At 38.4% G+C, this 22444-nt stretch carries 14 protein-coding genes and 1 riboswitch; of the genes, 7 read left to right on the forward strand and 7 right to left on the reverse strand.

Features of this window, described 5'->3' with window-relative positions; all coding sequences use genetic code 11:
• Positions 1–318: 318 nt before the first annotated feature.
• Together D1B32_RS19915 and D1B32_RS19920 are read right to left on the reverse strand one after the other, a co-directional pair.
• On the reverse strand, positions 319–789 hold the full coding sequence (locus D1B32_RS19915) for a DinB family protein (protein WP_118890266.1): 471 nt from the start codon (positions 787–789) through the stop codon (positions 319–321).
• 49 nt (positions 790–838) lie between these two features.
• On the reverse strand, positions 839–2032 hold the full coding sequence (locus D1B32_RS19920; RefSeq protein ID WP_118890267.1) for an LL-diaminopimelate aminotransferase: 1194 nt from the start codon (positions 2030–2032) through the stop codon (positions 839–841).
• A gap of 450 nt (positions 2033–2482) precedes the next feature.
• Here D1B32_RS19920 and D1B32_RS19930 point away from each other — a divergent pair, with 450 nt between their 5' ends.
• Complete coding sequence (locus D1B32_RS19930; protein WP_118890269.1) at positions 2483–9313, forward strand: lamin tail domain-containing protein; 6831 nt, start codon at positions 2483–2485, stop codon at positions 9311–9313.
• A 177-nt stretch (positions 9314–9490) separates the two neighbouring features.
• Here D1B32_RS19930 and D1B32_RS19935 read toward each other — a convergent pair whose 3' ends face one another.
• On the reverse strand, positions 9491–11047 hold the full coding sequence (locus D1B32_RS19935; protein WP_118890270.1) for an ABC-F family ATP-binding cassette domain-containing protein: 1557 nt from the start codon (positions 11045–11047) through the stop codon (positions 9491–9493).
• A gap of 229 nt (positions 11048–11276) precedes the next feature.
• Between D1B32_RS19935 and D1B32_RS19940 the strand changes: the two genes are divergently transcribed.
• The gene (locus tag D1B32_RS19940) at positions 11277–12224 is read left to right on the forward strand and encodes a DUF4349 domain-containing protein (RefSeq protein ID WP_118890271.1); all 948 of its coding nucleotides are present in this window, start codon (positions 11277–11279) and stop codon (positions 12222–12224) included.
• A gap of 184 nt (positions 12225–12408) precedes the next feature.
• On the opposite strand, the gene D1B32_RS19945 is transcribed toward D1B32_RS19940, so the two are convergent.
• Positions 12409–13335 carry a prenyltransferase gene (locus D1B32_RS19945; RefSeq protein WP_118890272.1) on the reverse strand — a complete coding sequence of 309 codons (927 nt, stop codon included), beginning with the start codon at positions 13333–13335 and terminating at the stop codon, positions 12409–12411.
• A gap of 248 nt (positions 13336–13583) precedes the next feature.
• Between D1B32_RS19945 and D1B32_RS19950 the strand changes: the two genes are divergently transcribed.
• The 3 genes from D1B32_RS19950 to D1B32_RS19960 all read left to right on the forward strand — a co-directional run bounded on the left by D1B32_RS19950 (position 13584) and on the right by D1B32_RS19960 (position 15855).
• The gene (locus D1B32_RS19950; protein WP_118890273.1) at positions 13584–14363 is read left to right on the forward strand and encodes a DeoR/GlpR family DNA-binding transcription regulator; all 780 of its coding nucleotides are present in this window, start codon (positions 13584–13586) and stop codon (positions 14361–14363) included.
• A gap of 1 nt (position 14364) precedes the next feature.
• Positions 14365–15225 carry a Cof-type HAD-IIB family hydrolase gene (locus tag D1B32_RS19955; RefSeq protein ID WP_118890274.1) on the forward strand — a complete coding sequence of 287 codons (861 nt, stop codon included), beginning with the start codon at positions 14365–14367 and terminating at the stop codon, positions 15223–15225.
• Positions 15226–15495: 270 nt separating this feature from the next.
• On the forward strand, positions 15496–15855 hold the full coding sequence (locus D1B32_RS19960) for a CHY zinc finger protein (protein ID WP_118890275.1): 360 nt from the start codon (positions 15496–15498) through the stop codon (positions 15853–15855).
• Positions 15856–15963: 108 nt separating this feature from the next.
• Here the strand turns inward: D1B32_RS19960 and guaD are convergent, their stop codons facing one another.
• Complete coding sequence (gene guaD, locus D1B32_RS19965) at positions 15964–17334, reverse strand: guanine deaminase (RefSeq protein WP_118890276.1); 1371 nt, start codon at positions 17332–17334, stop codon at positions 15964–15966.
• Between the two features lie 210 nt (positions 17335–17544).
• Positions 17545–17646, forward strand: a riboswitch (purine riboswitch).
• A 252-nt stretch (positions 17647–17898) separates the two neighbouring features.
• On the opposite strand from guaD, the gene D1B32_RS19970 reads away from it, so the two are divergent.
• Both D1B32_RS19970 and D1B32_RS19975 read left to right on the forward strand, forming a co-directional pair.
• Positions 17899–19266 carry a nucleobase:cation symporter-2 family protein gene (locus D1B32_RS19970; protein ID WP_118890277.1) on the forward strand — a complete coding sequence of 456 codons (1368 nt, stop codon included), beginning with the start codon at positions 17899–17901 and terminating at the stop codon, positions 19264–19266.
• A gap of 129 nt (positions 19267–19395) precedes the next feature.
• Positions 19396–20412 carry an aromatic ring-hydroxylating dioxygenase subunit alpha gene (locus tag D1B32_RS19975; protein ID WP_118890278.1) on the forward strand — a complete coding sequence of 339 codons (1017 nt, stop codon included), beginning with the start codon at positions 19396–19398 and terminating at the stop codon, positions 20410–20412.
• Between the two features lie 159 nt (positions 20413–20571).
• On the opposite strand, the gene D1B32_RS19980 is transcribed toward D1B32_RS19975, so the two are convergent.
• Both D1B32_RS19980 and D1B32_RS19985 read right to left on the reverse strand, forming a co-directional pair.
• Positions 20572–21777: an aminotransferase gene (locus D1B32_RS19980; RefSeq protein ID WP_095307506.1), complete on the reverse strand. Its 1206-nt coding sequence runs from the start codon at positions 21775–21777 to the stop codon at positions 20572–20574.
• Positions 21774–22277, reverse strand: a complete 504-nt coding sequence (locus D1B32_RS19985; protein ID WP_095307503.1) for an Lrp/AsnC family transcriptional regulator — start codon at positions 22275–22277, stop codon at positions 21774–21776. Before D1B32_RS19985 ends, D1B32_RS19980 begins: the two co-directional genes overlap by 4 nt.
• Positions 22278–22444 lie beyond the last annotated feature (167 nt).

Consider the following 22444-nt stretch of genomic DNA (forward strand, 5'->3'; position numbering starts at 1 on the left):
CAGTTAAATAAAAAAGAGCCTATACAGACATAGACTCTTAGCTTAAAGTTGGTCAAAAAGAATATCTTTCAAAAGAGTGTAAGGGGTACTTGACAGTTTCGTTCATATCAGTCTACGTATATTTCCTACACTAAGTTTATACATCGTTCCTTTTTTGCGTATAACACTTTCGTTATGTCCCAGCTCCACTTTTTAGTTTGGATGGTAGGCAAATTCATGAACTTAACACAGACTGCTTTTGATAATGAACAAATATTGACGTATAGGATGATGTACAAAACCTTGCTCAATCAAATGTTCTCACATGTAGTATTCGATCTACCAGCTTTTTTGTTGCTTTCGAATATAAATAATCTGACCAATATGATATGCATTATGCGTCGTTGCATTACCAACAAGCTCCCACCATTTAGCCGGTTCATAGGCCCAGCGAACAGATTCATCTAACTTTTCCTCTGTTAATAGCTTTTGCCATTGTAAGAGCACGTCTAATAATGTGTTCTTTAAGTCGTTAAACGTTTGTCCCTCTGGAAGGGTGAAGCTTTGATCGTTATTTTCCAATGCAGGTACAGCATGCACATCCGATTGGGTAAACCTGGTTTGCCATGTTTTATTCCAGTAAATAAGGTGCTGCACAATTTCTGCAATGCTATTACTAGCTTCATTAGGCTTCCAAAAGGCATCTTCTTCAGACAAGTTCTTAACGGAACTTGTAAATGGAAGGTACCAACTAGGATCATTTGCATTTGCCAACAATTGATTAAGTAAAAGCTCTTTTGTGTGTGCCATTTATTATTCACTCCTGAAATTAGATTTTGGTATCGACTATTTCATTAAGTTATTTATTCGTAATTGGTACTTCGGTAGTTGAAAACAATATACTTGATCTTAGCTTCGCCACTGCCTTTTTAAGAACTTCCTCTGGTTGGACAAGCCCAATCCGTACATACCCTTCACCAGCTTCACCAAATGCATTACCTGGTACAACAACAATCCCAGTCTCATCCATTAAACGATAGACAAATTCGGTTGAAGTAAACGGTTTCGGAACTTTTGCCCAGATAAACATAGAAGCACTAGGTGTATCAACTTTCCAGCCGAGCGCATTTAAACCACTTACTAGAATATCTCTGCGTCTTTTATAAATCGCTCTTAATTCTTCACTAAAGCTAACAGAATTCTCTAATGCTCGAATTGCTGCTTTTTGAATCGGAAAAAACACACCATAGTCAAGGTTCGATTTAAGTCGATTTAACCCAGCTACAACTGTTGGATTGCCAACAATATAGCCGATTCTGCAGCCTGCTAAGTTAAAACTTTTCGAGAATGAATTAAACTCGACACCAACTTCCTTTGCTCCTTTTATGGATAGGAAGCTAACTGGTTTATCCTCATAGTAAATCTCTGAATATGCAAAGTCATGAACAACAACAATCTGATGTTTCTTTGCAAAAGCTACCACTTGTTCGAAGAATTTCTTTGTTGCCAAAGCAGGAACAGGGTTACCTGGGAAGTTTAAGATCATGAGCTTAGCTTTTTCCCGAATTTCTCCTGGGATAGCTTCTAAATCTGGTAAAAAGTTATTATCCTCTTTAAGCGGCATGCCATAAACAGCCGCACCAGCCAATGCAACACCTGTATCATAAGCTGTATATCCAGGATCAGGTAATAAAATAATGTCACCAGGGTTTGTGAGCGCCATTGGTAAGTGAACGAGACCATCTTGTGATCCCATGACCATTAATGTTTCATTGACTGGATCTACGGTAACGCTATATTGATTATGGTAGTATGTTGCGATAGTCCGGTGAAGCTCATCAATCCCAGTTAATGTATAGCCGTAGTTGCAAGGTTGGGTAACATGCTTCGCAAGCTCATCAATGACATACTTTGCTGGGGGAAGGTCAGGGCTGCCTACGCTTAAATCAATCATTTCGTTTCCTTCTTGATTTTTTTTCTTTTTGTAATTGGAAAGCTCATTAAAAATAGAAGTTTGAAAATGATGCATTTTATCCGATAGTGTTATGTTCATTTAAACCACCTCTTTGAAATAGAACTTAAAACTCAGTATATTATAACATTTATTAAGGGAATGGAATTGATTTTTTCAGGATTATGAATCGATATATCGATGATTGATCAAAAGCTATTAAAAAATAACTGTTCAGGTGATTCCGATTTATTTAAGCAGAGTTGCGGAAGGTACTGTTCAGACTGGTTTCTAAAGCAAAAGCAACAAGAGAAGCAAATGGAAAAAATACTAGAGAAAACAAGCCTTTCCAAGGTGCAGTTTGCAGTTAGCTGGAAAGTCAATTTACGACATATTGAGAACATCAGTAATTCATTACCTTACGCCTATAACTTTTCCACTATCACCTTAGACCTAAAAAACTTTACGGAATTTTCATACATTATTTAATTCCGGTTAATATGCGAAATCTATACTTAATATGAACGTAAACTTAGTCATGGAGGGAAGAGAATGAGGAGAATTTTTGCACTAATATCGGCTTTGATGCTTTTATTTACGACATTCTTCCATGGAGCAGCGCCTATTTATGCTGCCTCAGCTATTAATGAAGCGGATGCAAAAGCTGCCGAGAAGGAAGTCGAAGGAGAGGAAATGCAAGAGGTTTTACCAATTCAACATGAACAGCCAAAGGAGCTGATACAAGGAGAGGAATTCCAAGTAATAGCAACGATTCAAGATGCTGAGAAAGTGTCGTTGTATTATAAGCAAGACGCTGAAGCGACAGCAATCCCAATGGAGCGTTCAGAGAATACGGATTTATATATTGCAGTGATTCCAGGGGATGCTATATCAAGCTCAAAATTGGAATATTGGTTTGAAGTAAGGAATGAGAACGAGAGTGTTACATCTTTACCTTATATTACGGAGGTAAAAGAAAAGCAACCAGAAAATCAAGAACAAGAAGAGGCACAGGATGACCAAGATTCTGCTACTGTGGCAACTGAAGAAGTATTGGCAATTGAGCATGAAGCTATAACGAATATCAATGATGGAGCGAATATTACATTTGAGGCGAATATTAAAAATGCAGAAGATGTAATCTTACAATTCCAATCGGGTGTAAAGATGGCTAAGCAGGAATTACCATTTACAAAGGTTGAAGGTACAGAAAATTATACAGTAGAAGTTTCAGAAATACATTTATGGTCCGATAACTTTAAGTACAACATAATCGCACGTGATGCAGATGGAGAGGAAATAACTTATCCTGAAGAAGGCTACATAGAAGCAGCTGTACAATCAGAAGAATCGAATACACAAAAGCTTCCAACTCTGCTTATTACAGAAATTGCACCTCAGCTAGATGGCTATGGATTTATTGAAATCTACAATAATAGTAATCAGCCGATAAACCTGAAGGATTATCAACTTTCGTACCATGACGGAAATAACGCAACAGACCTAGTATGGGATCTAACAGAGAAAGAGGAAAAAGTTATTCAGCCAGAGGAAACATACATCCTTTGGTTGCAAGATAAAGCACTAACAACAGATGACTTTAATAGGAATTATGATGTTACATTAACAGAAGATCGTGTAACAACAATTAAAAGCAGCGGATTGGAAAACAATCAAGACCAAACCATAATTATCCGTGATAACATGGGTGAGGAAATTATACGTGCTGCTTATAGTGAACTGGAAGAGAAGAATCAAGGAATTGTTTATCAATATCCGTCTGAAGGTAATGAGATGCAATTCGTTGGGCTTGGGGAAACTGCTACTCCATTAAACCTTATCAACGGACAAGTTCCAAGTGAACCAGTAGAAACGGAAACGATGGATGTTAAGGCAGACACAGTAAAAGATGTCGAAGCTCCTATCATTGGAGAGCCTACCGTATCCCTAACGGATGATACTGTAACAGTAGAAATTGAAGTGACCTCAGAGCAAGAACTAGATGAAGTACAACTACATTTTAGCCAAAGCAGTGCCATTAAGGAACAAACCTTGCCAATGCAGGAAGAAGATTCTGTTTATAAGCTTACCTTACCACGCAATCAAATTTGGAGTGAGCAGGTTCAGTATTACTTTACTGCTTCAAATGACGCTGGTACTGCTATGTCAGAAACTTATGAAGCAGTTATTCCCCAGCCCGAAGCCGATTCACAAGCTATGCCGAAGCTATTAATTACGGAATTAACACCAGACACAGCAAACATGAATGGTGCCGATGCGTATGAGTTTATTGAGATTTATAACAATACGGATCAGCCAATTAATATGAAGGATTACCAGATCATTTACCGATATCCGACTGAAACCGCCGATCAGATTTGGGATATTACCGATGATAAGGTAATCGACTCTCAGGAAAGCTTTATTGTTTGGACTCATAATGACGGGAACCAACAGGCGACACTTGATGATTTTAATGAACAATATGGACTTGAGTTAACCGAGGATCGAGTGGCGATCATTCAAAGTGCTGGGATGGCAAATGGAAGTGAGCGCACACTAATTCTTGCAGATGAGTTTGGGAATGAGATTGTACAAGCTTCCTATAATGATGGTTCGGATGATGTTTTTACCGATCAAGGGGTTATGTATAAATATCCATCAGAAGGAAATACGATGCAAAAGCTCGGAATTGCAGAAAGTATTTCCCCACTTACAGTTTACCAAGAGCAAGTACCTAAAGAGCCTGTTGCGATTGAAATGAATGCAGAGGTTCCAGTAATTGGTGAACCTGAATTTGAAGTGACAGATGAAGAAATAACGATCCAGGTTGAAGTTATTTCTGAACAAGCTATACAAGGCGTTAATCTTTATGTAAGCCAAAGTGAAGCGATGGGATTTGATTCCATCACGATGGAAGAGACAGAGGGAGCTGCGCTCTATACGGCAAGTATTCCTCGTGCAGAAATATGGAGCGACAAGCTTAACTATTATATTGTCGCATCGAACCAAGCTGGCAGGACAACGTCAGAAATAGGTGAATTCGATATTCCTCAAGCAGCTATAGACTATCAAGAAGTCCCACCTCTATTTATTACGGAGGTTGTACCAGATTCAACAAATGCAAATGGTGCGGACGCCTATGAATTTATTGAAGTATATAACAATACATCAGTAGCAATTGATTATAAAGATTATACCATTCGCTATCGTTACCCGAATACTGGACCAGAGGGAGACTTACTTTGGGGCCCACCTGCAGACCATGAGGAAATTATTATTCCGTCTGGTGAAACGGTTGTTTTCTGGATTATTAATTCTGGAAATACGGATTTAACGAGTACAGATTTTAATGCCCATTATGGAACAGATCTGACAGAAGGTAAGAACTTAATTAAGATATACAACAATGGAATGTCAAATAGTGCAGAGCGTACATTTGTAATGGCAACGAAAAGTGGTTATGAGCTTTCCAATGTAACCTATTTGGATGAAGCTGGTGTAGATGATACGGTTGCTGATAAAGGGATCCTATTCCGTTATCCTAGTGACGGTAGTCAAAAGTTGAAAAAAATCAGTGCCGGTGTTTTGGATGCAACACCTGGAGAAGTCATTCCAGAACAAGTGCCGGGAGAAAAGGTACAATTACCTGATGACACCGCGGAACCAAACATAGAAGATACAACTGGAAAATATACCATCACATCGGAGGAACCTGTTCAAATTACAGCAACCATTACAGATGATATCGAAGTGAAATCTGTTAGTCTTTTTTACCGTACGATGGATGGAGAGAACTTTAGACAAGTAAACTTGGAACGACAAACAGAAGATACATTTCAACATACCATCTATGAACCCGAACTAATCGGACAGCAAGAGCTGGAATATTACTTTGTTGCACGTGATGGACGTAATGAAAGTTCAACAGAAATAAAATCCGTAACGATTGAACATCCAAATGCAGAAACGGGACTTCGCTTAAATGTGGAAGAGGATGAATTAATTGCAGGTGAAAAAGTCATCAAAGCGACTGAAGATGCTTATACGAATGATATGCTATTGTTTCTTGATGAAGAGCAAGTGACCGATACGTTTATGGCGATGGAAAATGAAGCGTATTTCGCATTTGATGTTAGTGAAACGAATATTTATTTCCAAAATGGTGTGACGATGGGGGATGAAATCCTAGAAATTTTCGATGATACGTATACAGACTTTGTTACATTAACAGTCCCTATTCCTGCTGACATGATGAAGCCTGGAGAAAATACGATTACCATTCGTGCCGGAAATAAAGTAAGCCCGTTTGATGAAACATCAACTGAAAACCGTGATGATTTTACGATTAAAAATGTTCGCTTAGTATTAGAAGATGGAACAGTTATCTATGATCCAAACTATAATAACCCGGATACAAATTATTCTATCGGTGACAGTCCTGGAAAGGATCCAGTTTACGACTTTGATTTTACGATTGAAGAAGAAAAATTTGCATCACTTGCTTATTTATTCGATACAACAACTGTCTCAGATGGGACGCATGAAATAAAAGCAACATTAGCTGATGACGAGACAATTGCAAATGTGATTGTTGATAATTCAGCACCGATTATTAAACCAAGCATTAAAGAAGGACAGGAGTATAAAGGTAACTTTACTATTGATGCAGAAATTGAAGACGCGAGTGAGGTTGCAGAAGTTACGGCGACATTAGATGGGAAAACAATCACACTTCCATATGAAACATCATCTGCTCAGCTTGCACCAGGTGAACATGAAATCATCTATACTGCAACAGATGCAGCAGGAAATACCAGAACAGAGACAATTACATTCCTTGTCGTGGAGGAACATCCATGGCTTCCAGATTGGATGAATAACCAGCCGGATGCAACGCGTGCTGATCTATCGGTGAAAATAAATGATCCAACTGGAGACAAGATGAAAGTCGACTTTTATCAGTCGTATCAGTATAAAGCTGATGATTCAAAGCACCTCACGATTTCACAAAATAGTGTTGGTACGGAACCTCCTGGAGAATTTTTACCAGAAGGAGAAACCGAATTTACAGAAGATGAGTTGGCACAGTTATCCGATGTGGATGGAAAAGAAGTGTCAACTGAATCAACTACGGAATTTCCGTACCATCGCTTCGATGTTACCGTTGATAAAAATGTTCAGCCTGATGATGAAATCGAAATTGTATGGAATGGCTCCTCGTTGGATGGCCGAAAGGTAACAATGTATGCTTGGAATTATAAAACAACCGAGTGGGATGAGCTTACATCGATTATTGCAGGTGAAGCGGCGTTTGAGCTAGTCGGTTCTGTTACTGGAGATGCATATTTACAGGACAGTAAAGTAAGTGTTATTGTTCAAGACCAAATAGCGAATCCAGGGGAGGATTTTACATTTGTATGGATGTCCGATACACAATACTACTCTGAGAGCTATCCGAATATTTATAACGAACAAGTGGATTGGATTACAGCCAATCAGGAAGCGTTAAATCTTGAGTACGTCATCCATACTGGAGATATCGTTAATATTTGGGATGATTTTGACCAATGGGAAGTTGTAGACAAGGCAATGAAAGTACTTGATGATGCTGGTATTCCATATGGAGTTCTTGCTGGAAATCATGATGTTGATCAAAAAGATAATAATTATACGAATTACTATACGTACTTTGGTGATCAACGGTTTGAGGATCGTTCCTATTTTGCTGGTTCCTATAAAAATAACCGCGGACACTATGACCTTATTTCAGTCAATGGAAATGATTTTATCATTGTTTACATGGGATGGGGTGTCGATCAGGATGGAATTGACTGGATCAATGATGTTCTGGAAGAGCATCCAAACCATAAAGCGATTTTAGGATTCCATGAATACTTGCTTGCCAGCGGGACAAGAAGTCCAATAGGGGATGAGCTTTTTGAAAAAGTTGTTGTTCCAAATGAAAATGTCCATGCAGTCCTATCGGGACATTACCATAATAGCCAAAAATTAATAGACGAAATTGATGATAATGGCGATGGTGCTGCTGATCGCACTGTATACCAATTGCTTGCAGATTACCAGGGTGGACCAGAAGGCGGTCAAGGCTATATGCGACTGTTGACCTTTAATATGGAAACAAACCAAATGGAAGTACGTACCTATTCTCCGTATATGGATGAATACAATTACTATGATCCAGAAGAGTTCCCGGAGAAGGATGAATTCAATTTGGACTGGGATCTAGAACCGCAGTTGAAAGAAGTTGCAACTGATTATGTAGAGGTAAATGTGTACACTAATAATCTGATTGATTCGGTGAAAAATGTAGAGAGCGGAGATACAGCAACAGTTGTTTGGGAAAATCTAGATCCTAATAGCGAATATTTCTGGTATGTTATAGCATCGGATGATTTCGGTGGTATGGTTCGTTCAGACATTTGGAGTTTCCAAACAGTCGACGGAGAAGTGGTTGACCCATCTGAACCAGAAGTGCCGGAGGTTCCTGACCCAGAAGAAGAACCGAATAAGCCCGAAAAGCCAGATGAGACTCCTGATGATGGAGGTGACAAGGATTCTGGTGAAGTTCCAAACGAGCAACTACCAAACAACAAGAAGCAAACCGTAACACCTGAAGTACAAAGTAATAAAGCCAAGCTTGATAGTGACGCATTTCATGAAGTAGCGAGTGATGGCAATATCATTGTTGATTTAAATGAATATGCAGATCAAGCTATCGTTGAACTCGATTTAACGGAAGAACAAATTAAGCTTATAAAGGAAAAAAATATTATCCTATCGATTCAAAAAGGTGACATTACGCTGGATATCCCGGCATCTGCATTCAGCGGAGCAGGCGAAGTCATCATTAAAATCGAACGATTGGAACAAATTGCGGATGCATTAAGTAATATATATGATATTACGATTACACAGGGCGGTGCACTGATAAGTGAATTTGCAGAACCACTAACATTAACGTTGGGTGTATTCACTGCAAAAGTTACAAAGCCTGAACATCTTCATTTATATTATTTCAATGAGGATTCGAATGAGTGGAAGCTAGTCAATGGAAGTGAATTTGCAGATGATAAAGTTACTGCACCAGTACACCATTTGAGTACATTTGCTGCATTCGAAAAAGTCGAAGAAGCAAATACAAATGGTGGTTCTGCTCCAGTCTCTGGTGACGGATCTGGGGAAGAGAAAGCTCCTATTATTGAAAAAGTAAGCTCAAATGATGATTCAGTATCCGGCGGATTCCTGCCAGATACAGCTACTGATATGTTTAACTATTTATTAATCGGTATAGTGTTCATAATAAGTGGTGTGGGGATATGGTATGTTGGATATTATAGAAGACAACGATCGGTGGATTAATGGATTTGATGAAAGAACTTCAGCTAAGTCTGGAGTTCTTTTTTTGCAGATAAGAAAGTGCAACTAAGGCATTCGCCTAGAGACTTGGCAAATACCAAGTTTTCTTTACAATTATAATCAAATAAGGCTTAGAGAAAATTATCTCTAAGCCTTACGTCCATATCAATATAAATATATTTAGAACACTTTCGTCGTCCAATCCTCACAATTCCATTTATCCGTTACAATACCCTCGTAAAAATCAGGTTCATGGGAAATGAGGAGGACGCTGCCTTTGTATTCGTCTAGTGCTCGTTTTAGTTCTGCTTTTGCATCCGGGTCTAGATGATTTGTAGGTTCATCTAATACGAGTAAGTTGGACTCGTTATTAATTAATTTACAAAGTCGGACCTTGGCCTTCTCTCCACCACTTAGTACTTGAACTTTACTCTCAATATGTTTTGTTGTTAGTCCACATTTTGCAAGAGCAGCACGTACTTCGTATTGCGTGAAATGAGGGAATTCATCCCAAACCTCATCCATGCAGGTTTTATCTTTTTCTGTTTTAATTTCTTGTTCAAAATATCCGATATGAAGGTGCTCACCTAACTGTACAGAGCCTGAAATGGCAGGGATTTCACCGAGAATGCTTCGTAGCAACGTAGTTTTACCAATACCATTGGCACCGTACAATGCAATCTTTTGTCCACGTTCCATTGATAAATTAAGTGGCCTGGACAAGGCTTCATCATAGCCGATAACGAGGTCCTTTGCTTCGAATAGGTACTTACCAGGTGTACGAGCTTGTTTGAAGTTGAATTCGGGCTTTGGTTTCTCACTATCCAACTCAATAACATCCATCTTATCCAATTTCTTCTGACGGGACATCGCCATTTTACTTGTTGCTGCGTTTGCTTTATTTCTCGCGACAAAGTCCTTTAAATTAGCAATTTCCTGTTGTTGTTTCTTGTATGCAGCAGCAAGTTGCTGTTTTTTCATCTCGTATACACGCAAGAATTCATCGTAGTCTCCAGGATAGCGTGTCAGCTGTTGATTTTCCATATGGTAAATGAGGTTCACAACACTATTTAGGAATGGGATATCATGTGATACAAGGATAAATGCATGCTCATAAGCTAACAGGTAGTTTTTTAGCCATTCGATATGCTCCACATCAAGATAGTTTGTCGGCTCATCGAGTAATAAAATATCTGGTTTTTCCAATAATAGCTTGGCAAGTAATACTTTCGTTCTTTGTCCGCCACTTAAGTCATGGACATCACGATCTAGACCAAATTCGTCTAAGCCAAGCCCGTTAGCAACTTCCTCTGCTTTTGCATCGATAATATAGAAGTCACTGTTCGTGAGGGCGTCTTGTATTTGTCCAGTTTCTTCGAGCAGTTTTTCTAATTCGTCAGGACCGACTTCACCCATTTTTGTGAATAGTTCATTCATCTCAGCCTCCATATCATATAAATATTGGAAGGCTGTTCTTAGCACGTCTAGGATAGTCATCCCTTGCTTGAGTAAAGCATGCTGATCCAAGTAACCTACACGGACATTTTTTGCCCATGTCACATTTCCAGCATCTGGCTCAAGTTTCTGTGTAATAATATTCATAAAAGTGGACTTGCCTTCTCCATTCGCTCCGATTAGTCCAATATGTTCTCCTTGTAATAAACGAAAAGAAACGTCATCGAAAATGGCGCGATCCCCAAATCCGTGACTTAAATTTTTAACGGTAAGTAAACTCATTATAAAACACCTTTTCCTTCTAAAATACATTCTGTTCTATTATATAGGTCATTACAGAAAACGGCTAGTCAAGATTTGCTTCCAGCAGGTAGGTTTTACAAAACTCGAGGAGGCAGTGCCTGTCACTGTTATTTTATTTCGAGTATAGATGTAACATTTTTCAGTAAATTACGTCTGTAATGATAAGTAATTATTCTAAAAGAGATGGAAATGAAAGGTGGGGGTCTTTATGAAAAATGGGTTGATTATTTTGATTGTTCTTTGGATCGGCATGTTGCTAGCTGCTTGCAGTAATGATGCGGAAAATAGTAATGTAAGCAGCGATAGGGCTAATTATGACTCGGAAGAAAGCGTGGAAATAGAAAGTGTAGAAATAGAAAGCAGCAATTCGATTAGTGGAGAAGCTGATCGCAATACTGAACCAGAAGTGAGTGATTCACAAGAAGAAAGTGGTTCATCACAAGAAGAAATCGTCGAGTCTGATCGAAAAATAATTTACACTGCTGATCTGCAAATTGAAGTAAAAAATTATCAGCAGACATTAAATACAATTCAGTCTCAGGTTGCAAACCGTGGTGGGTACGTTGTAGATTCGAATATGCAAGGGTACGCAGAAAATGATTCAACTACCGGACAGGTGACAGTAAGGATTCCTCAGGATCAGTTTCGTGAATTTATTCAGATTGTGGAAGATGGGAGCAGTAAAGTTTTGGAAAGTTCTATTTCAGGTCAGGATGTAACAGAAGAATTTATTGATCTAGAATCTCGTTTAAAATCAAGAGGAGTTGTTGAAGAAAGATTGCTTTCCTTTATGGAGCAAGCAGAGAAAACAGAAGATCTATTAACCATTTCAGCTGATTTAGCTGAAGTTCAAGGTGAAATAGAGGAGATAAAAGGACGAATGAATTATTTACAAAACAGAACTGACTTGGCAACGGTTACGATCTATATGGAGGAAAAAAATGTAACGATTTCGGGGATGAGTGAAGGGGAACTAAACACCTGGGAAAAAACCAAACAGCAATTTTTGAATAGCATTAATTTTCTTCTCGCAGTATTCTCAGGGATTTTTGTGTTCATTATAGGTAATATGCCTGTGCTTATCTTACTCGGAGTTATCGTGGTGATTGGATTTTTTGTTTACAGAAGAATAAAGAAAAATAACCAGAATGGTTAGGTTCATTTGATGAAGTTCAGTGAGGGGAAATCAATTTATTGGAACATTAACAGGCTTTGAAAAGTAAAAAGTGACCGATATTTTTATATGTTGGTCACTTTTTACATTTACACTGTTAAATCTAGCAAAGCGTCGAAACGCCAGATGAGGACAATCAATGGGAAAGAAAGGAATTAAGTACATTTTAAACCAAAATACCTAATCCAACAGCTGTTAGCATCGCAAGAAAAAGTAAGATCTTTTCATAATTACTTACCTGTTCATGATTTGTTACATCCATTTTCAGAACAAGTATTATCGCTATAGTGAGCATAATCAATAGAAAGCCTGCAGCCCAAATTCGGTCGAATCCTAACCAAAGCATGCATAATGCTGCAAAGGAAAAATAGAGCAGCGCTGGGAAACGTGCATAATAAAGTCCGAATCGCTCAACAAACCAAACGACACTTGTTTGTTTTTTTGGTAAAGCTCGTCTGTCAGCTTGTAAATCTGGAATGTGATGAACCATTACCCATGCCATACAAAAAAGGGCATTAATCAAGGAATTTTGGATTGCCCATAATGGAATTGTATTTAACATCAACCAAGGTCCAGCCAAACCAAGTGAAAAGATAGCTGGAAAAAGACTTGCCCATTCACCTAAAAAAGGCCGATAGCTTAGATGCAAAGGAGAGACCGAGTAAGAAACGGCACTCCAGATTCCAATCAATAATAAAATGACGAGCTTGTATTGTGCAAAAATAGCGAGCACTAAAGCAAGGATTAAAAGAATAAAGGTAAAGGCGAAAGCTAGTTTGAGAACTGCGTGCAAAGAAAACATTCCATTCTGGATTACGCGACTTCCCCCAGACAAAATAGCTGGACTAAAGCTATCCGTACCAGAACAATGATCGGTATAATCGTTAAAAGCATGTGTTAGGACGCCGTGAATGGCGAATGCAGCGATCGTAAGGAAAACAAATAGCAGCCAGAGCCGGTCCGAAGAGATTGATGAATATAAAAATAAAGGAAGTAAGCTAGAAATAATAGTCGCAACACTTGATGAGATAACCGCGATAGAACGCAGCAACACCCATCCTCCGCGAAATATTGCGTAAACTTGATTTGACAATGGTAGCACTCCTTTCGTTTATAATTTTGAATATGAACCTAATAAAACTATTACCAAAAAGTATTTTATTTTAACAGTGGTGAATATATCATTCCCTTTTTGCCAAAAAATGCTACCTATTTAGAAATGAATTTCAATTTCTTAAGGGAATTTGAATATATCACTTACAATTACTTATAAATACTTGTAAATCTGTGTAAAATATGTATAATTACTTATAAATACGTACTGAAGTTGGTGAAGAAGCATTGTACCAAGAAGAGAGATTGTTATCTATTTTAGACTTCCTTCAAAAAAATAAACGAATATCGGTTGAAGAAATATGTACGATGTTTCATGTTTCAAGAGATACAGCGCGAAGGGATCTTGTTAAGTTAGAAGTGGAAAATTCTATTATACGTACACGTGGCGGAGCAATCTTACCATCTATTCAGGAAGAAATTAAAAACTACTCAAAGCGTCTGGAGACTGTATCACAGGAAAAAAAGATAATCGGGAAGAAGGCAGCTTCTTTAATTTATCCGAATGACAATATTATTTTAGATACATCAACGACAGTTCAGGCCTGTGCAGAGCACATTCAAAATATGGATTGTACAATCATTACGAATTCAATTAACCTGGCAGAAGTATTGTCTAATAGATCCCATATCAATATTCAACTTCTGGGTGGCACACTGCATAAAGAGCATCGCTTTTTATACGGCTCTTCTGTAGTGGAGAAGCTCTCGGATTACTACGTGGATAAACTTTTTGTTGGTGTTATTGGTATATCAGAAACTGGATTGACCATTGCGCATGAAGAAGACGGTGTTGTAAAAAGAAAGATGGTTAAGCAAGCGAAACAGGTGATTGTCTTAGCAGATCATACCAAGCTCGGAACGAATCACTTTTTCAAATTTGCAAGCTTAGATGATGTAGATCTATTAATTACAGATAAAACACCATCAAAGGCCTTTATGGAAGTCTTGCGAAAAAACAATGTAGAATTACTAATAGCAGACGGTGAAACGAAAGGTGATAAATAAGATGACAAAATTAATTGCAATTGATTTAGATGGAACCCTGCTTAATGAAAAAAGTGAAATAAGTGAGAACAACAAACAAGCACTTCTAGCCGCACAAGCGCAAGGAATTGAGGTTGTTATTGCTACTGGGCGTGCTCATTTTGATGTGCAAACGATCTTTAAAAATACTAATATGAAGACATGGATTATCGGAGCAAACGGAGCAACAATTCATCGTCCAAACGGAGAATTATTTCACCATCTACCGATGAAGCATGAAGATGCACTGGAGAGCTTAAATTGGCTTGAACAAGAGGGATTTTATTATGAAATCTTTAGCAATGAAGCTATCCTAACACCACAAAATGGTCGGGAACGATTAACGATTGAAATGGATCGTGTGCTGAGCGGCAACCCAAATATAAGTGTGGAAGAACTAAAACAGGCAATCAATAAGCAGTTCAGTCAAACGGGATTTTCTTATATTGATTCTCATAAAGAAGTGAGTGAAATGGGCATTGATATTTATAACATCCTTGCATTTTCATTTGATGAGGCAAAACTAAATAAGGGCTGGGAACAATTTAAAGACCACAATGACTTAACGATTGTATCGTCAGCAAATCATAATTTTGAGTTGGAGCACAAAAATGCATCTAAGGGAAATGCCTTAGCAATCCTTGCGAATAAATTAGGTATTCATATAGCGGATACTGCAGCTGTTGGAGATAGTTTTAATGATTTATCAATGTTAACAACAGCAGGCAGAAGTGCTGCTATGGGAAATGCTCCTGATGCAATTAAAGAAGCGGCTGGGGAAGTTACGCTTTCCAATCATGAAAATGGAGTTGCTCATTTTATTAATTCACTTCGTAAACAATAAAGCTAGGCGGATTATTTAAGTATAGAAACACCATGCCTTCAAAGTATCTGACTTCGTGTGTCATGATACGAGTGATTTTGTTTTAACATTCATAGCCACTGGCTATTCCTAATATTTCATTGGGTTTGCTTGAAACCCGATTCGTGGCCCGCTTTCTGGCGTAACGCAAATGCGGCGTAACAGAAGGGGGCTATTTGCATTTCACTTTATAGTCTGCCAGCCCATTCCGCTTTCTAAATGTGATAAAATAGCAAAAAAGGGGGGCGGCAAATGAAGATTTCTGAGTTTGATATTCAAGGAGCAATTGATCAAGCAACACGCTGTCAGCATTATCATACCGGCAAAGACATCATCGCTATTCGTTTTTATTGCTGTAATCGTTATTTTCCTTGTCATTTATGTCACGAAGCGTATGGTTGTGGGAAGGGAGAGGTTTGGCCACGTGAAAAGTTCAATGAAAAAGCTATCCTCTGTGGAAGCTGCAAGGAAGAGCTGACAATTAACCAATATATAAACAGTGACAACACGTGTCCAAACTGTCAAGCATCATTCAACAGCGGCTGTTCGCTTCACTATCATTTGTATTTCGAACATTTTCATCCGTCTTGTCCATTTGGGGATGATGGTTAGAAAAAAAGAGTCTATGCAACGGTACCGCCCCCCGAAAGTTAGAGTAGAAAACTAACTTTCGGGGGGCAGTACCCAACCCGAATGGTTTAAATAGGCTCTTTTTTATGATTAGTTTGCTCGTGAATGAACGCGTTCACCTTGCACCCAAACTTCACGAATATTCTCCGGTCGAGTGAGGTACATAATTTTCTGGAAAATATCATATAAATCTTCATTTGCATTAAAAATTGGTAATTTTGCAGTGGATAGTTTCGTGTCGATAATTTGTACATCCCATGCATAGTTTTCCTCGAGTCTGCCAATTGGTAAACTCAAACTTTCGCCCCCACCAGCAGTGGCAAAATAAAATGCTTCATTAATCGTAATCCGTGAATTTGGTACGCCGCGTTTTGCAGCTGGAAGTGCAGTATTCACACCATCCTCTAGCATCCTTGATGAAACAACAGCTTGTCTTGCATTATCAAAAATGCTCGGTGTCGACCCAGCAGAAATATCGGTACCTAGTCCAATATCCACTCCTTTTTTGTGAAAGCGTGCGATTGGAATGACACTATTGGCAAAGTATGCATTGGATATTGGACAGTGACCAATCGCTGTACCCGTTTTAGCAAATAATTCGGCATCGTTATCATCTAAGAAATTGCAATGTGCCATCACCGATTTATCACGTAAAAGACCAAAATCATTTAAGGCAAACGCATCGTTCTTTTGGAAGCGATCTTGTACATAATTATGCTCCCAGTCACCTTCGCTACAATGTGATTGGATATGGGTATCATATTTTGCTGCTAATTCGCCTAAGCCTTTTAATGCTTCATCGGTACAGCTTGGAATAAACCGGGGCGTTACAACAGGGTAAACCCCTTGTTTTGTTGACTTAGCTAAGTCCTTTACAGCTAAAATAAATTCCTCCGTATCGGCAAGCGCGGTTTGCGTGTCCTGATCTCGATAGTAGTCTGGATTTTGTTCGGGATCGTCCATGACAACTTTTCCAACTAGACCACGTTGGCCTTTCTCAGAACAAATTTTGGCGAGTAACAAACTAGCTTCCTTATGGACGGTTGCAAAATAAAGGGCAGTCGTCGTACCATTTGCAAGAAATGTGCTGACTAAATCTTCATAGACTTTTTTCGCATAATCCAAGTCGGAAAACTTCGACTCAACCGGAAAGGTATACGTATTTAACCAATCGTAAAGTGGGAGGTCTAATGCTGTTCCAGATTGCGCCCATTGAGGTGCATGGACATGTAAATCAACAAAACCAGGTAGTAAATACTGTCCATCTGCTAAACGATGAAAGTTCTCTGCTTCACTATAGGCATCGAGTAGTTTTTCATATTCTGAATCTGATGGTGCAACAATTTTTTCAATTATCCCATCCTCATTAATACAGAAAAGATAGTCTACTAGCTGTTCCACTTCTTTCGCTGATTTACTTGTAAAAGCAGTTCCGTGAAATATTTGCATATATTGTTTCATGTTATCACCTTAATGTTCGTATTTTAGTATTATGATTGTCATTATAAGACATAAAAATAACTTCGTCTATGGAAATCCAAGATATCTTTTTAGCCAGTAATAATCTTCATTATTCAACAATTAGTGTATTTGTCTAAATTATTGGAAGGTTGTTTTTTATTTTTCAGGTATTGTTTTTGCCCAAATGGGTGCTATACTATAAACATTCTAAAAAATATGTATTGTTATTTTCATATAATCGTAGGGATATGGCCTACAAGTATCTACCGGTTTACCGTAAATAAACTGACTATGAGAAGCAATCGTGAATAGACATCCATTGGAACTTACCTATTTTAGGTTTGGTTCAGTGTGTTACTCGTAACTAGCGACCATGAAATATGGTTTGTTTGAAGTCTTGTCTTTTCACGGTATTTCGATATCTAAAGCTCGAAGTACATTGCTTTCTCCAAAGAGGGGCATGTATTTCGAGCTTTTTTTATTCTATGTTTCCATTATATGAGAAGCACTACAGTAAATTTTAAAAAAAATCTAGTAACGTACTAGACGAAGGGAGATAAGAGCTTGGAGAATGCTGTGAGAGAATTAGAGACAAAGACAGTAAAGAATGAGAATGAGCAAGGTAGAAAAAAAGAGGATATTTCAGTAGGAAAGTCTATTTTTGTAGGGTTACAGCATGTATTAGCAATGGATTTATTTATTCCGCCGATTATTTTAGCTGGGCTATTATCCTTTTCGGTTGCTGATAGTGCATTGTTAATTCAGATGACATTTATTGCTTGTGGAATTGCAACAATTATTCAGGCTGGATTCGCGATGAAGCTGCCTGTTATGCAAGGACCATCATTTGTGCCACTCAGTGCACTTGCAGCAATTGGAACAACGTCTGGAATGGGAGCGATGATTGGTAGTTTAATACCAGGTGCTTTGTTAATCGCACTATTAGGTTATCCATTGAAAATTTTCAGTAAGGTCGTACGGAAATTCATACCACCGATTGTTGCAGGTACAGTCATCGTCGTTGTTGGTTTTTCCTTAATGCCAACAGCAATCAATTCGATCTATAGCGCGGAAGGTAGCTTTAATACAAACATTTTTATCGCGTTTGTTACAGTAGCAGTACTGATTAGCTCTATGTACATTGGTGAAAAAGCCAAAACGAAATGGAAACATATTAAAGTTGCATCTGTTATTTTAGCTTTGGGTATAGGTACAATTGTGGCATCTTTCTTTGGAATGGTGGATTTTTCTTCGGTACGTGACGCTGCATGGTTTGCTATGCCAAGTATATTTGCTCTTGGGACCCCAACCTTTGAATTGGATGCGATTTTGATTATGCTTGCTATCTACTTCATTATTATGATTGAAACAACTGGAACGTGGTTCACAGTAGGTAATGTTACGGAAGAAAAGCTGGATGATAAACGATTAAACGGCGGAGCTTTTGGTGAAGGGCTAGGCTGCTTTGCTGGATCTTTCTTCGGTGGCACACCAGTTACAGGCTATTCCACGAATGCAGGAATTATTGCTATCACTGGTGTGAAAAGTAGGAAACCGATAATTGCAGGTGGTGTCTTTCTTCTCATGTTTGGAATGTTGCCAAAGCTTATGACCGTAATTGCTAGTATCCCGCCAGTAGTCATCAGCAGTGTGTTTGCAATTATTTGTGTTGTAATCATGATGAATGGTTTTAAAGTGGTAAAGCAAGCGCCATTTACAGAACGGAATATGCTTGTGATCGGTATTCCAATTATGCTCGCACTATTTGCGGTGCTTATGCCGGCAGATATTTTATATGGCCTTCCAAGTATCGTAACTTATTTTGTTTCATCTGGAATTGCTATTGGAGCAATTGCAGCATTAATACTTAATTTAGTACTTCCGGAGAAGAAAGAAGATACTGGATTAGCACCAAAACTAAACGTTAATTAGATATAGAAGATTTTTCAAAAAAGAGCAACTTGCACTCCAAAGTACAAGGACTTCTAATAAAGCAAAATAACGCTTTTAAGAATTCCTGACAAATGCTAAGTTTTCTAAATAAAAGGGGAGTTTATCGTTATGCAACAAGATAGATTATGGAACCAGTGGCACCCGGTTTATAAAGCGGATGAATTAAAAGAAGATCCACAGCAGGTATTTGTTTTGGGTGAGCGTGTCGTGATTTTTCGTAATGAGGAGGGCGTACATGCATTTAAAGATTTATGTATCCACCGCGGAGCGGCACTTTCGCTTGGAAAGGTAAAGAATGGAAACCTTGTTTGCGCCTACCATGCTTGGGAATACAATGATACTGGCGAATGTGTGAAAATACCGGCATTGCCATGTGAAAGACCTATTCCGAAGAAAGCGAGAGCAACGGTTTACCATGCGCAGGAATCTTTCGGTTTGATTTGGGTTAATTTGGGTGATGACCCAGATCCAATGATTGCTTATCCGGAATATGATAAAGCGGGATATCATACTGCTATTTGCGGTCCATATGATGTAAAAGCAAATGCACCAAGAATTATCGAAAATTTCCTGGATGTGTCGCATCTTATGTTTGTGCATGAAGGTATGCTTGGAGATGAAGACCATGCTGAGATTGTTGATTACGATGTGAATTTTATCGATAATCGTTTTATTACAAGTAAGATACCTGTGTATCAACCGAATCCAGATGGACGTTCAAAAGGCGGCTACGCAGATTACGTTTATGAAATTCTTAATCCAACTACAGCACGATTTACAAAAACAACGGAGGGCTCAGACGAAGCATTGACGATACTCGCAACTGTAAACCAAGAAGATGACGAACAAACGAAGGTGTTTATGCTATTAACGAGAAATTATGATCTTGAACAGTCTGATGATTCGTTTATTGAATTCCAGGATACGATTTTCTATCAAGATTTAGATATTGTGGAGAGTCAAAAACCAGAATTGCTTCCTTTAGACTTGCAAATAGAAATGCACCTTAAATCAGACGCGTTGACCATTGCATATCGCAGATGGTTGGATGAACTAGGAGTGGAAACTGGAACATTAGCGATTGATGAATCGAAACGAAGTAAACGGAAGAAAGTATTGAACTAGAGACTATAGCCTCGAAAAAATAAAATGTCTTGCAGAAATGACAATCTGTAAGGCGTTTTTTATTGTATATGGAGTTCTATGTAGATCTTATTGTAAATTAAATGAAACAAATAAAGCAATGTGCTACTACGATGACCAAGTAGGCACATTGCTTTATTCTTATCGTACTTTCTCTAAAACCTTTTCTTCTTTTAATTCTAATGATTGAATAAATCGTCCAATTCGTTTCATTGCAGTCTCGAGCTGTTCAATGGAAGCTGCATAGGAACATCGAATATAGCCTTCTCCAGATGCTCCGAAGGCATTCCCTGGTACAACGGCAACCTTTTCTTCTTGCAGAAGACGAGCGGCAAATTCTTCGGATGTGAGTCCTGTTTTCTGAATAGAAGGGAAAACATAGAATGCCCCGCCTGGTGTATGACAATCCAATCCTATCGTGCGCAGCGATTGGACCATGAAATTTCTTCGTCTCCAGTAATTTTGCCTCATTTTTTCAACTTGATCCGCACTATTACGTAAGGCCTCGAGTGCTCCAAGCTGAAGCATCGTTGGTGCACACATTGTCGTGAATTGGTAAATTTTCACCATTACTTGTATAAATTCACGGGGTGCAGCGAGAAAACCTAAACGCCAGCCGGTCATTGCAAATCCCTTTGAAAATCCATTAACGACGATCGTACGATCATACATGCCAGGAATTGCAGCAAAGCTAGTGAATTCCTCATCATATGACAACTCTGCATAAATCTCATCGGTAACGACAAGCAGGTCATGTTTTTCCACAACCTGGGCAATTTCTGTTAGCTCTGCTCTATTTAAACAGGAGCCTGTTGGGTTACTAGGGGAGCATAATAAAATTGCTTTTGTTCGATCTGTTATGGCTGCCTCCAGCTGCTCTGGCGTTACTTTAAAGTCGTTGTCTGCATATGTTGCAATGCGGACTGGAATCCCACCAGCCAATGTTACAAGCGCGGTATAAGAAACAAAGGCAGGCTCGATAATAAGTACCTCATCTCCTGGATTCAAAATCGCTCGGAATGCTAAATCCAAGGACTGACTTGCGCCTACGGTGACGATGACCTGGTCCTCTGGTTGATAGCTAAGTTTAAAATTTCTTTTCAAATAATTAGATATTTCTTGACGTAATTCTAATAACCCGGCATTTGCTGTATACGATGTGTGACCGTCTTTTAGTGCTTCAATTGTTGCCTCGCGAATATTCCACGGTGTAACAAAGTCTGGTTCTCCAACACCAAGTGAAATGACATCCTCCATACTTGCTGCTAAGTCAAAGAATTTTCGTATTCCAGATGGTTCTAATCCTTTTGCTGTAGTTGATAAGTAGTTTTGAAAGTCTATACTCATGGGGTAATCACCATTCTCCGATCTTTATCATCATTTCCTTCAATAATTACGCCATCATGCTTATATTTCTTTAGCATAAAGTGGCTTGTAGTGGATACGACATTTTCAATTGTAGCTAATTTATTGGATACAAAAGCTGCAATTTCATTCATTGTTTTACCTTCAACGGTTACAGATAAATCATAGGTACCTGACATAAGGTACAGTGATTGAACCTCTGGGTAGCGGTAAATCTGTTCAGCTACCTCATTAAAGCCAACACCACGTTCTGGTGTTACTTTAACATCAATCATTGCTACAATTGTTTCTTTTCCCTCTATTTTATTCCAATCAATAAGTGTTGGGTAGCTAACAATAATTTTTTCATCTTCTAGTTTTCGGATGGTCATTTGTGCTTGTTCTTCACTTATTCCAAGCTGCAATGCAATGGATTCTGTTGATACATTATGGTTTTCTTCAAGTATCGATAAAATATTTAATTCCTCTTTTGTTAGTTTCATTCCAACCCGCCTTCCATTGCTGTTAATTTGTAATATTAATTAAACGAAGCAATGATGAAATTATATCATTTTTGGACTGTAATCAAAACTAAAATTTAAGGTTTTTTGATTCTATATAGAAAAACGCGTACTTCCAAATCCCTCTATCAGTTTAGAATTATTCGTAC

The sequence above is a fragment of the Oceanobacillus profundus genome (assembly GCF_003515705.1).
Classification (GTDB): domain Bacteria; phylum Bacillota; class Bacilli; order Bacillales; family Amphibacillaceae; genus Oceanobacillus; species Oceanobacillus profundus.